Source organism: Saccharopolyspora sp. NPDC000995 (assembly GCF_053599315.1).
Window position 1 is genome coordinate 48,912 of sequence record NZ_JBSFLZ010000013.1, and the last position, 15,084, is coordinate 63,995.

A 15,084-nucleotide genomic window follows, 5' to 3' on the forward strand; every position below is an offset into this window, starting at 1 on the left:
CACAATTTCATCGAGCGTTTTCCAACCGCTTCTTGCGTTGCGGTGCGGGTGGCGGAACCTCAGCGGCCTTCTCAGCTCCGGGATCCGGACTTGTGATACCAGCTCAATTGGAATCAAAGGTCCGATTTCCATGAAATCGCGGAAGTTGCCCACAGCCTCCGGCCTGTCGTCGCCGGGCACGCCGGAGGTCCGCAAGTTCCATTGAAATCGAATGCCCGATTTCGATTGAAATTGCGGGGATCAGGGGGCGATGGCCAGTTGGCGGGCCTGGCAGATCAGGCGGCCCACCGAGTCGACCACCGTGATGTCCTCGTCGAACCACTGGCCGTGCACCGCGCGGCAGTCCACCAACAGCCGCAGCCAGCCGTTCGCCGGGTGCGCCCGCAGCAGGGCGGTGAGCTGCACTGTCGGCGCCCAACCGAACCGGCCGAGGTTGAGCGTCACCGGCACCGTCAGGTCCCCGGCGACCAGCCCGAACAACAGGTCCGGCTGCGCCTCGCGGGGCTTGACCCACAGCCGCAGCCGCGGCTCGCCGGTGCCGCCGTTGAGGAAGTCCGCGGTGTTCGCGTCCAGCCGCATGTCGCAGACCCGCGAAAGCCCGAAGAACTTCCGGGCCTCCGTCGCAGCGAGGTCGACCGCGGTCGACGGCGGATTCACCGGCATGTCCGGCAGATCCGACCACTCCGGCTCCGTCTCCGTCTCGGGCACCTCGCCGAGGGTGGCCGTGGCGTCCACACAGACCCGGCCGCTCTGCTCCAGCAGCGCGCGGGCTGACGTCACCGTCTTGCCCACCTTGAGCACCTCGGTCCGGATCAGCACCGGCCCGACCCGGGGCGGGCGCAGGAACTGCGCGCTGACCGACAACGGCGCGAGCCCGGTGGTGTCGCCGAGGGCGCGGGCCAGCAGCGCGAGCAGGTAACCGCCGTGCGGGCGTTCTCCGACGGCCCACTCCGGATGCAGATTGGCGACGAAGGTGCCGTCGCCGAGCGGGCGCACCGAGGTGGCCGCCGCGAAGGGATCCAGGACCTCGGTCACGTGCGGTCCAGCGGACGGAAGCGCTCGGCAGCCGATGCGCGCAGCGGGTTCATGGTCACCGATTCTAGTGACCTTCGGAGAAGTTGATCACTAGGCATCGGTTAGCCGGTCCGACCACCGGAAAGCCTGCGCTCGGTACGGGAATCCGACGGCCGCGAGTGCTTTCGGGTGCTACCGCGTCGAAAAGCGCCCACGGACCCTGAGCAAGTGAAACCTCAGGTCGCGTGGAGCGGCTCCAGGTGGAGCCGGGCGAACAGCAGGGCTTCGGACAGCAACGCCGCGCGCTGCTGGGGATTCCGCGCCTTGCGGGTGTTGATCTCCAGGACGACCGCGCCGCTGTACCCGTCGGCGGCCAGCGCCTCGCACACCTCCGCGCACGGCTGGTTGCCCTGCCCCGGCACCAGGTGCTCGTCCCGCGGGGCTCCGGTCCCGTCCGCCAGATGCACGTGCGCCAGGCCGTCCTTCATCCGCTTCAGCAGCTCGATGGCGTCCACGTGCGCGGCCGCGGCGTGCGACAGGTCGAGCGTGTAGTTGCGGTAGCCGACCTCCGTCGGGTCCGGCGAAGGCTTGAACGCCGACAACCCGCTGCTCTTGCCGCCGCGCAGCCGGTTCAACGTGCTCGGCGGGCGGAGCGGGAACATGTTCTCCACCGCGACCGCGATCCCGCTGGTCTCCTCCAGCTCCGCGACCAACTCGCCGAACCGCTCGGAGTAGCGCTTCTGCCAGCGAAACGGCGGGTGCACAACGACCGTCGACGCGCCCAGCTCGCTGGCCACCACCACGGCCCGTCGCAACCGCTCCTCCGGCTCCGGCGACCATACCCGCTGTGTGATCAGCAGGCACGGCGCGTGGATCGCCAGGATCGGCACGCCGTGCCGCTCGGAAAGCCGGTGCAGCGCCGAGACGTCCTGGCTGACCGCGTCCGCCCAGACCATTACCTCGACACCGTCGAAGCCGAGGTCTGCGGCCATCTCGAACGCCGCCCTCGCCGGCTGCGGCCATACCGACGCGCTGGACAACCCGACCGGGACCCGGCCGGGAACGTCCTCGCGCGGTGGCGGTTGCACTGTCATCGCCTGCCAAGCATGACCGACGGGGGGTGGGTGGTGGAGCCCTGGTGGCTCACGAGTGGCTGAACAGCAGCAGTGCCGCTGGGGACACCGTGCAGAACAAGCCGACCAGCACCGCCAGCAGGATCGTCTGCAGATCGTTGGTGCGCAAGAACCTCCACGCGATGAACACCAGCAGACCGGTGATCACCAGCGCGGCGCCCAGCGCAGCCAGCGCGTTCGTACCCCACAACCAGCGGAAGCCGACCCAGACCAGCCCGCCGCCGACCAGGCCAGCGACGCCCTGCAGGATCAGCGTGCCCCACACCTTGCCCGCAGAGGCGGGCTCTTGCTCTTCCTCGTTGTAGTCCTCCGCGTCCAGACCCGCGGGCAACTCGGGGTCGTAGTCCTCGTCTTCGACGAACTCGGCCTCGGGCTCGTCGTAGGAATCGAAGTCGTACGGATCCTCCGGCTCGGCCTGCTCGTCCGCCTGCTGCGGCTGCGGGTAGGCCAGCACAGCCGTGCCTTCCGCGTCGGGCTCGGCCGGGGCCGGAACCCGCGGCAGCTGCTCCGTGGCACCCTCCGGCGGGGTGGGCTTCGGCGGAGCCGCAGGCGGAGCGGGCGGCACCGGCGGCGGCACGTCCTGTTGCGGCGCCGGGCGTCGCAGGGCGGGCTGCTGGAGCGTCACCTCGGCGTCGCCTTCCGGCGGGGCCGCAGGGGTCGGCGGGGTCGGTGTCTTGCCCTTGCCCGCGCCGGCGAACCGCTGTGCCCAGTAGCTCGCGTCGGAAGACTTCTGCGCGGCCGCCGGTTCGGCGGCCGGTTCGGCGGCCGCAGGCTTCGAAGCGGGTGGCGCAGCAGGCGGCGCCGATTGTGGTGCTTGTGCGGTCGGCGGCTGAGCGGCCGGGGGCTGCGGTGCTGGAGGTTGCGGTGCTGGAGGTTGCGGTGCTGGAGGTTGCGGTGCTGGAGGTTGCGGTGCTGGAGGTTGCGTGTCCGGCGCGCCCGGGCGGTGGCTGCGGCGCTGCGGCGGCTCACCGTCCGGCGGCACGGCGCGCAGCTGACCGCTGTCCGACAGCACCCGGTCGATGATCGCCTGCGGCGCGGTCTCGGTCGGGTCCTCGGCGCGCCGACGCCGACGCCGGGAACTCTTCTGCGAGCTGCCGCCGTATTCGGCCAGCAGCTCCGCAACGGTGCGCTGGGTGGGCTCATCGGCCCCGCTGTCCCGACTCATCGCTCCCACCGTGCCCCGTGCTGCGTCTGGCGTCCAGTTCCGTTCGCGGACCCCGCCTCCGCGAGCCCGAGAGTTTCTCGGGCCTGAATGGCAGTGTGACCGTCTCCATTGGTGTGGTCCAGTCGCCGCAGGATCACACCCTCCCGCAACGCCCAGGGGCAGATGTCCAGTTCCTTCAGCTCCAGCGCCCGCATGGCGGCCTCAGCCACCAGCGCGCCGCCCACCAGCTGGTGCGCCCGCGCGCCGCTCACCCCATCGAGCGCGGCCAGATCGGATGACGACATCCGGGTGATGAACGCCAGCAGCTGCCGCAGGCCGGTCTCGGTGAGGGTGCGCGGCATCCGCGGTCCCGCGGAAGCCGGCGCCGCGCCGGTCAGCCTGGCCAGCGACCGGAACGTCTTGGAGCTGGCCACCGCACGGTCCGGGCGCCCCAGTTTGCGGAACCGCTTCGCAGTGGGCGCCAGTTGCCCCTGCAGCCATTCGCGCAGCTTTTTCACCTCGTCCTGCTTCGGTGGGTCGTGCAGCATCGTGCGGGCCAGCCGACCGGCCCCCAGCGGGAGCGACACCGCCAGGTCGGGCTGCTCGTCGATACCGACCGCCATCTCCAGCGAACCGCCGCCGATGTCGAGCATCAGCAGGTTGCCCGCCGACCAGCCGTACCACCGGCGGGCCGCCAGGAACGTGAACCGGGCCTCGTCCTCGCCGGGCAGCACCTCCAGCTCGATGCCGGTCTCGGCGCGCACCCGAGCCAGCACCTCGGCGGCGTTGTCCGCATCGCGGATCGCCGACGTCGCGAACGCCATCAACTCCTCGCAACCGGCCGATATCGCCGCTTCCTGCGCGTCGGCGACGGTGCGGATGAGCTCCGCAGCGTCCTCCTCCGCGAGCCGGCCGCCGTGCGAACCGATCCGCTCGGCCAGCCGCAGCACAGTCTTCTCCGATGTCATCGGGGTCGGATGGGCACCACGATGCGCGTCCACCACCAGCAGGTGGACCGTGTTGGATCCGACGTCGAGCACCCCTAGGCGCATGCCCGACAAATTACCGGCTGCGCACGTGGCCTGGGGCGAGGTGGGCAGCAAACGACCTACTCGGCGCCCCCGCGCACGCCGCAGACCTGGCCGACCACGGCAGTAGTGCGTCACGTTACGCGGCCAACATCACCTCCTCGAACTCGTGCCGAACCCTTCTGTCACTCTGCGTGCACGTCGTCCGGCGGCGGAATGCCGGCCGGCGCGGAAGCCAAGCGATCGTCACTTCGGGCGGATCCTGCTCCTGCAGCACCGGGAGCGGCCACGCCAGGACCTGGTAGTCCACCACGCGCTGCAGGGGCACGATCGGCGGGATGTTGAGGAGGAGAATCCCGCCCAGAGCCAGTCCCCGCAGGGCATCGATCTCGCCGGAGCGTCCCCCGGTGGGCACGGGCGGCCCGGCTCCGCGCCGATCTGGCGACGGGGAGCTGAATCGCGTGCGGAACGCTTGCGGTGGCCTTCGAGATCGGCTGGTTCACGGCATCAAGATTGCCCATTCCGCCCGAATCCACCCATTGGCCGATCGGCTCGCCGACATCGGCCGATCGGCTGATCATCAGCGTTGCACACCCGGCCGAACGTCCGGCGGTACCGGAGTCGGCGCGCACAGGAGCTGCCTGACCAGCACCTCGAAGCGCAGAAGAGTCCCCAGGGGGCCTGGAGGACCGCTAGAACCCACCAAGTCCTCCCCGGGGGCTCGTTGCGACTGCGCGTTGTCCGCGCCGTCCTCGGCGCGGCTATCCCTCGAACTTGTAGCCGAGGCCGCGGACCGTGATCAAGTAGCGCGGGTCCGCCGGATCGGGCTCGACCTTCGATCGCAGGCGCTTGACGTGCACATCCAGCGTCTTGGTGTCGCCGACGTAGTCCGCGCCCCACACCCGGTCGATTAGCTGCCCGCGGGTCAGCACCCGGCCGACGTTGCGCAGCAGGTACTCCAACAGGTCGAACTCCTTGAGCGGGAGGTTGACGTCGGCGCCGTCGACGGTCACCACGTGGCGCTCCACGTCCATCCGCACCGGCCCAGCCGCCAGCACCTGCGGCTGCAGGTCCTCCGCCTCGCCGCGGCGACGCAGCACCGCGCGCACCCTCGCGATCAGCTCCCGCGCCGAGTACGGCTTCGTGACGTAGTCGTCGGCGCCGAGCTCCAGGCCCACGACCTTGTCGATCTCGCTGTCCCGGGCAGTCACCATGATCACTGGCACCGACGAGCGCTGGCGGAGCTGCTTGCACACGTCGGTGCCGCTCATACCGGGCAGCATCAGGTCGAGCAGCACGATGTCCGCGCCGTTGCGGTCGAACTCGTCCAACGCCTGCGGCCCGTTCGCGGCGACTGCCGCCGTGAAGCCCTCCTTGCGCAGCAGGAAAGCAAGCGGGTCGGCGAAGGACTCCTCGTCCTCCACGATCAGCACCCTGGTCACCGGACTCCTCCCGTTTCGACGGTTGCGACCCCGTCTGCACTTTCAGTCCCGGAGCGGGCTGCACTGCCCGCGCGGTCCGCTGATGTCACCGGCTCTTTAGCGGCCGGCTGGCCGTCGGTCGTGCCGTGCCTGGGCACCCGAAGTGTGAAGGTGGAGCCCGTACCGGTGCGACTCCACAGCTTGACCTCGCCGCCGTGGTTCGCGGCGACGTGCTTGACGATGGCCAGGCCCAACCCGGTGCCGCCGGTGGCACGGGACCTCGCCGGATCCACGCGGAAGAACCGCTCGAACACCCGCTCGTGATACTCGGGTTCGATCCCAATGCCCCGATCGGTGACCGCGATCTCCACGAAGTCGCCGGACAGCCGACGGCTTATCGACACCGGGCTGCCCGGCGGCGAGTACGACACCGCGTTGTTGATCAGGTTGCTCAGCGCGGTCACCAGCAGGGTCCGATCACCGTCCAGCAGGTAGCTGGTGGGATCGTCGATGGCGATTTCGATCCCGGCCGACTCGGCGGCCAGCCGACAGCGGCCTAGCGCCTCCTCGACCACGGCGTCGACGTCGACCGTGGTCAGCTCGGGCAGCCGTTCGGCGCCCTGCAGCCGGGACAGCGCGATCAGCTCGGAGACCAGCGTCCCGAGCCGGGTCGACTCGTGCAGGATCTTGGTGGAGAACCGCCGCACCTCTCCGGCATCGTCGGCGGCGTCCAGCACCGCCTCGGCGAGCAGCGCGAGCGCCCCGACCGGTGTCTTCAGCTCGTGGCTGACGTTCGCGACGAAGTCGCGGCGGGTGGCCTCCAGGCGCACCGAATCGGACTCGTCGGCGGCGTCGACGACAGCGAAGCCGTCGCCGAGCGGGCGCACCTCGCCGAGTACCGCGGCCGGACCGCGACCGCGCAGCGCGGTGCCTGCTCGGTTGAGCGGGGAGAGGTCGACGGGCACCGACTCACCGGCCAGCAGGGCCCGTTCGGCTGCCTTGCGGGCACGGGGATCGGCCTGGTGGTCGCGGATGAGGCCGAGTTCGTCGGCGCGCGGGTTGTGCAGCACGACGTCGCCGAACTTGTTGAGCACGACCACCCCGCTGTCGCTGGTGTGTACCAACCGCTGGAGCAGTTCGGCGACGGTTGGGCCTTCGGGCTTAGCGCGGCGCCGGGATTCCCGAGCTGCGACGAAGCCGCCAACCGCGCCCAGTACGAGCGCGCCGATGATCAGGGCGGTACAGCCCAATGGGGTCACGTCAGCATCGTAAGCAAGCCGGGGTGGGGAAAGGCCAGTCTACGAGGGCGTTCCGTGATACCCGTGACACGAAAAGGGGGCTTCTTCACCTCTGCTTCACCCCCTGCTGGGAGCCAGTTCACGTATCGACCGGTCGACCGTCGCGCTCCGTTCGCCACCCCGGCGAATTCTTGCCACCCATCACCCATCTAGGTGAGGGAAAGAAGGGCACCCGCGATCCGGTTGATCGGTCGCGGGTGCTCCTCGTCGCAGAACCGCTCGGGTCAGCGGCCCTGGTTGGCGACGGCGGCCGCGGCGGTGGCGGCGGCCTCCGGGTCGAGGTAGGTGCCGCCCGGGTTGGCGGGCTTCAGGTCGGCATCGAGGTCGTAGCGCAGCGGGATGCCGGTGGGGATGTTCAGGCCCGCGATGTCATTGTCGGAGATGCCGTCCAGGTGCTTGACCAGGGCGCGCAGCGAGTTGCCGTGCGCGGCGACCAGCACCGTCCGGCCGGCCCGCAGGTCCGGCACGATCGCCGACTCCCAGTACGGCAGCAGCCGGGCCACCACGTCCTTCAGGCACTCGGTGCGCGGGAGGTCGGCGCCGAGGTCGGCGTAGCGCGGGTCGGCATCCTGGCTGAACTCGCTGCCGAGCTCGATCTCCGGCGGCGGCGTGTCGTAGGAGCGGCGCCAGAGCATGAACTGCTCCTCGCCGTAGGCCTCCAGGGTCTGCTTCTTGTTCTTGCCCTGAAGCGCGCCGTAGTGGCGCTCGTTGAGCCGCCAGTCGCGGCGGACCGGGATCCAGTGCCGGTCCGCGACGTCGAGGGCGATGTTCGCCGTCGAGATGGCTCGCCGCAGCAGCGAGGTGTGCAGCACGTCCGGCAGCACCCCGCTCTCGCGCAGCAGCTCACCACCGCGCTTGGCCTCGGTCTCGCCCTTCTCCGACAGCGGGACGTCCACCCAGCCGGTGAACAGGTTCTCGGCGTTCCACGTGCTCTCACCGTGCCGCAGCAGCACCAGGGTCGCAGTCATAGCCACAGGCTATATAAGCCCTGTTTCCAGGCTTGTCCTGCGTTGCGGCGGCCTCAGTCCAGAGCGGCGTCGAGGGTGATCGTGGTCCCGCTGAGGACCGCCGAGACTGGGCAGATCTCCTTGGCCTTCAGGGCCGTCCGGTGGAACACATCCGCGTCGATGCCCGGTACTTTCGCCCGCACGGTGAGCGCGATCCCGGTGATGGCGAAGCCTTCGCCGCGTGGGCCGAAGCCGACTTCGGCGCTGGTGTCGATCCGCTCCGGCGGAGTGCCCGCCGCGGTGAGCAGACCGGACAACTGCATCGAGTAGCAGGCCGAATGGGCCGCGGCGATCAGCTCCTCGGGGCTGGTGCGCCCGTCGGGGTCCTCGGCGCGGGACGCCCAGGTGACCGGGAACTCGCCGACGTTGGACGAGTCGAGGGTGACGGTGCCGGAACCGTTCTTGAGGTCTCCGGTCCACTGCGTGGTGGCATTGCGATCGGTCATCTCGCCGCTCCTCATTCGGTGCGCGGAGGCCGCTCCCCTCCGCCGCGTCCACCCTCCCGCAGCGCGCAGCGACCCGCAGTTTTGGTTGTGCGCTTCATCCGACAGTTATGTGATCATCGCAGGTCCGTAACACGAAAGTGTCAGCAATCACCTCCGTTCACGAAACGAAGGCACTTCGACTCCTATGCGTTACTTTTCATTGAAAACATCACACTAATGGATCAATGCGGCGGCCTTGTGGCCGCTGCCGGACTCTGCGAAGTTGGCAACGCTCTCCTTGATCGGCTCCCACGCACTCCCCGATCTCGCGAGAGCGTCCGCGCGGCTCACATCCCCCAAAGAGCCGCGCCCCGCCGGGCCCAGGGTCCCCCCGCCCACCGGCCCGCAGCGGGACCCCACGCGGGGCGGCTCGTGCTCGTGACTCCCCTCTCTCCCGAGCCGCCCCGCGCGATCCCTTCTCCGGTTTTCCAGACGCGTTTTGCGCTCGCCCGCAGTGGTCGGCGAACCAGCGGTCAACGCGGGCTCCACTTTGGTGTTGGTCAGGCCCGCGGGTGGCTTTGAAATATCTCGTCGAGACGCGCGCACGGGACCTGACCTTCGGGAACACCGGCTCTGGTCAGATGCCCGGGCTGCGGAGGGCCTTTCGGCGGCGGCGCAGGAGCCAGGCCGCCGTTCCCGGTATCGCGAGCACGGCGGCGAACGGCAGGATCGCTGCGAAGGACGTCAGCAGGAACGCTCCGATCGATGACAAGGTCCGCCAGCCGCCGAAGAGTCCCGCCAGGAATCCCGTGTCGTCGGCGGCGACCGCGTTCGGGCGCTCCAGCCGCACCGTGACCGTCGCCAGCTCGACCTGGCCGGAAAGGGCCGCCGCGCGCCGTTGGAGGGAGTCCAGTTCGGTTTCGCGCGAGGTCAGCTCGCTCTCGATCGACACGATCTCGTCGACCGTCGCCGCGCGGTCCATCAGCACGCGAAGCCGCTGCACGCTCGCGTGCTGCGAATCGATCCGACTCCGGGTGTCGACGAGCTGGTCGGTGACGTCCTGGGTCTGCTGGCTGCGCGCCGTGACCCGCCCCAGTCCGGACAGCTCGCCCAGCACCTGGTCCAGCCGCTCCGCCGGAACCCGCACCGTCATCGTCGTGCCCGACCGGTAGGCGTCCTCCTGCTGCAGGTAGCCGCCCGCACCTTCGCTACGTCGCCGCGCCTCGGCGCCGACCCGCTCGACGTCGTCGACCTCGAGGTGCAGCTCCGCAGTGCGGATCACCTCGCGCTGGCCGATCGACTTGCTCTGCGCGTCGCTGGAGGCCGCGTCGGCGTTGCCCGAGGCGCTGCGCTCCTGCGGGGCGGCAGGCGCCACGGCGCGCGAATCTCCGGCCGAGAGCACCGAATCCCCCGCCCCCGAGGAACATCCACCCAGCAGGCCGAGCGCGACCACCGCCACCATCGGCCCGCATAATCGCCGCTTGCCCATTCCGTTCTCCTCCGCGTCGTTGTGAACACGGCGGAGACGGAGGAGAACGATCTTCCGGTTGCACCGATGGCGACGAAACCGGTCAGCTCACGCGGATCAACGGCGATGCGTGGCCCTACGGCCGGTCGTGGAGGGGCTGGACCGGGCCATCGCGCTCCACCAACTGCCGGAACGGCTGGAGGTTCGCCAGCGACTCGCCGCGCGACTCGCGCCAGCCCCACTCGCGCCGGATGGCGGTGGCGAACCCGAGCTCCAGCAGGGTGTTGAAGTCTCCGTCGGCGGCCTCCAAGACCTGGCCGAGCACCCTGTCGAGCTCGTCGGAGGTCACCGCGTGGAGGCCGATCCGGCCCACCAGGTAGATGTCGCCGTTGCCGTCGATCGTGTAGTGCACGCCGTAGAACCGGGCGTTGCGGCGAAGCAGGAACCGGTACACGTCCTCGTGCGCCTCGTCCGGCTGCCGGCACACGAACGCCTCGACGACAAGGGCGTGCTCGGCGACGATGAGCCAGCAGTTGGTCTGCAGCTTCTTGCTGCCGGGCAAGGTCACGAAAAACCGCCCCGCCCCCTTCGAGGCGTACTCCAGCCCGCTGGCGTCCAATGTGGACTTGATTATCCCGTCGACGCTCACGCCGTCACCTCCCGGACGCGCAACTGCGCGTGGAAGGCCATCTTCGCCTGCGCGTAGGTGTCGAGCAGCGACTCGGTGGTGCGATCCCAGGAGAACCGCGCGGCGTGCACGGGGGCGTTCGCCGCCAGCCTGGCGCGGAGGGGCGGCGCCAGCACCAGCGAGCCAAGGGCGTCGGCCCACTGCCCGGTGCCGTGCCCATCCACAAGCAGCCCGGAAACCCCGTCGTCGACCGCGACCGGCAGGCCGCCGACGGCAGCCGCCACCACCGGCGTACCGCAGGCCTGCGCCTCCAACGCGACCATCCCGAAGGACTCGTTGTGGCTCGGCACCGCCACGACGTCCGCCGCCCGGTACACGTCGGCCAGCGCAGCACCGTTGCGCGGCGGGAGGAACCGCACAACGTCGGTGATGCCAAGCTGCACCGCGAGCTCCTGCAGCGCCCGAGGGCGCTCCAGCCCGCTGCCGGACGGCCCACCGACCACCAGCACCGCCAGGCGGTCGCGGATCTCCGGGTGCCGCGCGAGCAGTTCGGCCGTGGCCCGCAGCAGCACGTCCGGGGCCTTCAGCGGCTGGATGCGGCCGACGAAGGCGAGCACCACGGCGTCCGGCGGCAGGTCCAGCCCGGCTCGGCCGGCCAGGCGGTCTCCGGGGGTGAAGCATTCGAGGTCGACGCCGGGCGGGATCGTCACGACCTCGTTCGGATCGGCGCCGTAGCGGGTGATCAGGTCGGCTGCCTCGAACTCGGTGTTGGCCACCAGCACGTCCGCCTCGGCGACCACCTGCTCCTCGCCGAGCACCCGGACCCGCGGCTCGGGGCTGTCGCCCGCAGCGAGGTTGGCGTTCTTGACCTTGGCGAGCGTGTGCGCGGTGTGCACCAGCGGGACGCCCCAACGCTCCCGAGCCAGCCAGCCGACCTGCCCGGACAGCCAGTAGTGCGAGTGCACGACGTCGTAGTAGCCGGGTTCGTGGCGAGCTTCCACCCGCAGCGCTCCGGCGGCGAAGGCGCACAGCTGCGACGGCAGGTCGTTCTTGTCGAGCCCTTCGAACGGGCCGGCGACCACGTTCCGGACCAGGACGCCAGGGGCCAGTTCCGCGATCGGCGGGATGTCCGAAGAGGTCGCCCTGGTGAAGATCTCGACCTCGGTACCCGCATCGGCCAGCCGCTTGGCGGTCTGCGCGATGTAGACGTTCATGCCTCCGGCGTCGCCGGTGCCCGGCTGCTCCAGCGGGGAGGTGTGCAACGAGAAGACGGCGGCGCGGCGTGGCCGCATGGGTAACGTTCTGGAGGTCATCTGCTGCCCATCGCAAGCTGGTCGGCCCGAAGTTTTCGGACGCACGTCAACCCCGACACCGGCCGTGGCGGAAACATTCCCGCCACGGTGCCGAAACCACGGCATTCGCGGGCGGTGGGTGGTCACACCGCTCACGACCCCGTCCGGGCCGACGTTCGACGCTACCGCCCCGGAGCCGCCGAACCGGACGGCCCAACGGCCCCGGGTGGCGCTACTCACACCGCGTCGACCGGCCAGAACGCATCGCCAGGAGCATTTCGCCGACCGCGATCACCGCGACACGACGACCGTGGTGCGCAGCCATCGGCGGTCACGTCGGCGAGCGGCTGATCGCCCGGCTCAGGCTGCACGCGACTCTGGTAGCCGGGCTGCTCCTCGGCGCGAACGGTATGGGGGCGCCGCTAGTGATCCCGCGGAGAGCGGCTACCCGGCCCTGCTGCCGGGAATCGTGCTGCTGCCCCGGGGGCGGGCCCCGCGAGAGCGGCGTGATCTACCCGCGCCCGGCGGGCCGTGAGATCTTCCTGACCCTCCGCTGCGACGACGTAGACGCCAAGTTTCCGGGGCTGCTCAGTCCCCGTCGCATAGCCCGAGGACCGAACCCGGCAAGCGAAAAGCGGCGGTGGTCACGATGACCACCGCCGCTCGTCGGCCCCGAAAGCACCTCCGGGAGCTCCGCCACGAGTTCTCAGACGTCGTTCGGCGAGGAAAGCCCCGGCGTGGTGAATTGGCATTCACGAGCCGGGATCCCCGGAGACCAGACGGCGTCTGAGGTTCCGCCCCTGACACCGCTGCCAAACGCGTCTGGAAACAGGACCCGATCGCGTCAGAGCGCTGACTTCTTGGTCCACTGGTCCCAGCTCAGGAGCCAGTCGTAGACGTCGAACTGCGGCGGCATCGAACTGGCCGAACCCGTCACCTCGATCGGGTCGCCGATCAGCGCGCTGTCGTAGTACGCCTTCGCATCCGCCGCGCTGAGATTGATGCAGCCGTGCGAGTTGTTGACCTTGCCAAGCGCGGCCGCGTTCTCCTGGTTCTCGTGGATGAACTCGCCGTGGTTCGAGAACCGAGCCGCCCAGGTCTTGCGCACGTCGTGGTAGCCGTACCGGGGGTTGTCCATGATCTCCACCGGGTTCTTCTGCATGACCATGAAGATGCCGTTGGGCGTGTTCCGGCCCGGGTCGTACTCCTCGCCGTAGCTCGCCGCGTAGTTGGCCACCTGCTGGCCGTTGCGGATCACGATCAGCCGGTGGGTTCCCACGGCCGCCTTCACGATCTGCGACCGGCCGATGTCGAAGTCGGTGCTCAGGTCCGCCAGCCCGTACGCGCCGTCGCCGTAGGACTGGCCGTAGAGCTTGACGTTCACGCTGACGTGGGTGTGCGCCGGCCAGTACTCCTTCGGCCGCCAGTCGACCTGCCGGTCCGACAGCCACGCCCAGGAGCCCTCCACCGGCACCGAGGTCTGCAGGGTCAGCGCGCGCTGGATCGCCGCCTTGTCCTTGACCGGCTCGTCGAACTTCACGCTGATCGGCATCGCGATGCCGACCTCAGCGTTGTCCGTCGGGTTGATAGTGGCGCGGATCGTCTTCTTCGGCTGCAGCGTGCTGAACTGGCCTTGCACCGGCACCTGCTGGCCGTCCTCGCCGATGGCCTGGCCGGACCAGGAGTAGCTCTTGCCGTAGCCGAGCGCCTCGGTGGCGTGCCAGGTCCTGCTGTCCTTGGAGAGCTCGCCTGCGACCTGCTTGCCGTCGGCGTTGGTCAGCGCGATGGAGTCGAGCTTGCCGCGGTCCACGGTGACCTTGATCGGCGTCGTCGGGTTGACCTCGCCCGCGCCGGCACCCGGTTCGAAGGTCACCTCGGCGACCGGGTCTGCGGTTTTCTGATCCTGCGGCGCGGGCGAACCGCAGCCCGAAATCAGCAGCAGTGCCGCCAAAGCCCCCGCCAGCGCAGCCCACAGCGACCGCAGCTTGGAACCACTCACCTTCTGCCCCCGATCCCTTCTGAAATTGCCGCACGACCGTCCCTTTGCCCCGAACGCAAGGAGGGTCGTCGAAAAGTGACCCCTCGAACCCAGTAGACGCTCGAGGGGCGGAAAAGATGTCCTGAGGCTCCAGTGTGTCGTGTCACATTGTGGGGCGAACGGGAACCCCCGCCGAACCGCCGTCCACGCGCGCTGGCCGGGCATGGTCGGATGGGGGCGGGCAATCAGCCGTTTTCCCGGGAGGAAAAAGACGTGAGCATAAACTCCGCAGGTCACTGGGCCGTGGTCACTGGGGCGAGCTCCGGCATCGGCGCGGCCACCGCGCGCCAACTCGCCGCCACCGGTTTCCACGTGGTGCTGGGCGCCCGGCGGCTCGACCGGCTGACCGAGCTGGCCGCTGAGATCGACGGCACAGCGCTGCCGCTGGACATCACGGACCCGGACTCGGTGGCGGCGTTCGTCGCGCAGGTTCCGGAATGCCACGTGCTGATCAACAACGCTGGCGGCGCGAAGGGCCTGGCCAAGATCGCCGACGCCGACGAGGACGACTGGCGCTGGATGTGGGAGACCAACGTGCTCGGCACGCTGCGGGTCACCAAAGCGCTGCTGCCCAAGCTGATCGCCTCCGGCGACGGGCACGTGGTGACGGTGACCTCGGTGGCCGCCTCGCAGGTCTACGACAACGGCGCGGGCTACACCTCGGCCAAGCACGCCCAGGGGGCGCTGCACCGCACGCTCCGCGGCGAGCACCTGGGCGAGCCGGTGCGGTTCACCGAGGTCGCGCCGGGTGCGGTGGAGACGGAGTTCTCCGAGGTGCGCTTCGGCGGCGACAAGGACCGCGCGGCGGCGGTCTACCAGGGCATCACGCCGCTGACTGGCGATGACATCGCGGACATCATCACCTTCGTGGTGACCCGCCCGTCGCATGTCAACCTGGACTACATCGAGGTCAAGCCCCGCGACCAGCACTCGGCGACCCGAATGCACCGCCACGAGTAACCCCACCGGACCGCCCGCATTTTCAATTGAAAATCGAAGGTCCGATTTCCTTTGAAATTGCGGACCCGATCGGCAGGGGGACGGTCTGATTACGGCCGAAGGGCCCCTTTTTACCGGCCTTCGGTTTCTAGGGGTTCATCTAACACCCGGGACTTCGGGGGTATGTGATGGGTTTCGAGATCCCTCGAATACGCCCGACTTGCCGGTCGAAGGTGCCCTTCACCCGTT

The 15,084-nt window shown here is 69.6% G+C and carries 15 protein-coding genes; 2 read left to right on the forward strand and 13 right to left on the reverse strand.

What is annotated here, in order from left to right:
• Positions 1-240: 240 nt before the first annotated feature.
• From ACWDKQ_RS07355 to ACWDKQ_RS07375, 5 genes are all read right to left on the reverse strand, one after another.
• Positions 241-1,035, reverse strand: a complete 795-nt coding sequence (locus tag ACWDKQ_RS07355; RefSeq protein WP_450137891.1) for a thioesterase family protein — start codon at positions 1,033-1,035, stop codon at positions 241-243.
• A gap of 215 nt (positions 1,036-1,250) precedes the next feature.
• On the reverse strand, positions 1,251-2,108 hold the full coding sequence (locus tag ACWDKQ_RS07360; protein ID WP_450137892.1) for a sugar phosphate isomerase/epimerase family protein: 858 nt from the start codon (positions 2,106-2,108) through the stop codon (positions 1,251-1,253).
• A gap of 49 nt (positions 2,109-2,157) precedes the next feature.
• Complete coding sequence (locus ACWDKQ_RS07365) at positions 2,158-3,312, reverse strand: hypothetical protein (RefSeq protein ID WP_450137893.1); 1,155 nt, start codon at positions 3,310-3,312, stop codon at positions 2,158-2,160.
• On the reverse strand, positions 3,309-4,343 hold the full coding sequence (locus ACWDKQ_RS07370; protein WP_450137894.1) for a Ppx/GppA phosphatase family protein: 1,035 nt from the start codon (positions 4,341-4,343) through the stop codon (positions 3,309-3,311). The genes ACWDKQ_RS07365 and ACWDKQ_RS07370 overlap by 4 nt, the downstream gene beginning before the upstream one ends.
• A gap of 115 nt (positions 4,344-4,458) precedes the next feature.
• On the reverse strand, positions 4,459-4,734 hold the full coding sequence (locus tag ACWDKQ_RS07375) for a hypothetical protein (protein ID WP_450137895.1): 276 nt from the start codon (positions 4,732-4,734) through the stop codon (positions 4,459-4,461).
• Between the two features lie 62 nt (positions 4,735-4,796).
• Between ACWDKQ_RS07375 and ACWDKQ_RS07380 the strand changes: the two genes are divergently transcribed.
• A complete protein-coding gene (locus ACWDKQ_RS07380; RefSeq protein ID WP_450137896.1) occupies positions 4,797-4,964 on the forward strand; it encodes a hypothetical protein in 168 nt (55 codons plus the stop codon).
• 116 nt (positions 4,965-5,080) lie between these two features.
• Here ACWDKQ_RS07380 and ACWDKQ_RS07385 read toward each other — a convergent pair whose 3' ends face one another.
• From ACWDKQ_RS07385 to ACWDKQ_RS07420, 8 genes are all read right to left on the reverse strand, one after another.
• On the reverse strand, positions 5,081-5,761 hold the full coding sequence (locus ACWDKQ_RS07385) for a response regulator (protein WP_450137897.1): 681 nt from the start codon (positions 5,759-5,761) through the stop codon (positions 5,081-5,083).
• Positions 5,758-6,999: a sensor histidine kinase gene (locus ACWDKQ_RS07390; protein WP_450137898.1), complete on the reverse strand. Its 1,242-nt coding sequence runs from the start codon at positions 6,997-6,999 to the stop codon at positions 5,758-5,760. Before ACWDKQ_RS07390 ends, ACWDKQ_RS07385 begins: the two co-directional genes overlap by 4 nt.
• A gap of 263 nt (positions 7,000-7,262) precedes the next feature.
• Positions 7,263-8,012, reverse strand: a complete 750-nt coding sequence (locus ACWDKQ_RS07395; RefSeq protein WP_450137899.1) for a phosphoglyceromutase — start codon at positions 8,010-8,012, stop codon at positions 7,263-7,265.
• 47 nt (positions 8,013-8,059) lie between these two features.
• The gene (locus ACWDKQ_RS07400; protein ID WP_450137900.1) at positions 8,060-8,491 is read right to left on the reverse strand and encodes an OsmC family protein; all 432 of its coding nucleotides are present in this window, start codon (positions 8,489-8,491) and stop codon (positions 8,060-8,062) included.
• 616 nt (positions 8,492-9,107) lie between these two features.
• A complete protein-coding gene (locus ACWDKQ_RS07405; RefSeq protein WP_450137901.1) occupies positions 9,108-9,959 on the reverse strand; it encodes a DUF4349 domain-containing protein in 852 nt (283 codons plus the stop codon).
• A gap of 115 nt (positions 9,960-10,074) precedes the next feature.
• Positions 10,075-10,587 (reverse strand): YbjN domain-containing protein, encoded by a 513-nt coding sequence (locus tag ACWDKQ_RS07410; protein ID WP_450137902.1) that lies wholly within the window; start codon positions 10,585-10,587, stop codon positions 10,075-10,077.
• Positions 10,584-11,858 carry a D-inositol-3-phosphate glycosyltransferase gene (gene mshA, locus ACWDKQ_RS07415; RefSeq protein ID WP_450137903.1) on the reverse strand — a complete coding sequence of 425 codons (1,275 nt, stop codon included), beginning with the start codon at positions 11,856-11,858 and terminating at the stop codon, positions 10,584-10,586. Before mshA ends, ACWDKQ_RS07410 begins: the two co-directional genes overlap by 4 nt.
• Before the next feature lie 844 nt (positions 11,859-12,702).
• Positions 12,703-13,857: a L,D-transpeptidase gene (locus ACWDKQ_RS07420; protein ID WP_450137904.1), complete on the reverse strand. Its 1,155-nt coding sequence runs from the start codon at positions 13,855-13,857 to the stop codon at positions 12,703-12,705.
• A 252-nt stretch (positions 13,858-14,109) separates the two neighbouring features.
• Between ACWDKQ_RS07420 and ACWDKQ_RS07425 the strand changes: the two genes are divergently transcribed.
• Positions 14,110-14,856 carry an SDR family NAD(P)-dependent oxidoreductase gene (locus tag ACWDKQ_RS07425; protein WP_450137905.1) on the forward strand — a complete coding sequence of 249 codons (747 nt, stop codon included), beginning with the start codon at positions 14,110-14,112 and terminating at the stop codon, positions 14,854-14,856.
• Positions 14,857-15,084 lie beyond the last annotated feature (228 nt).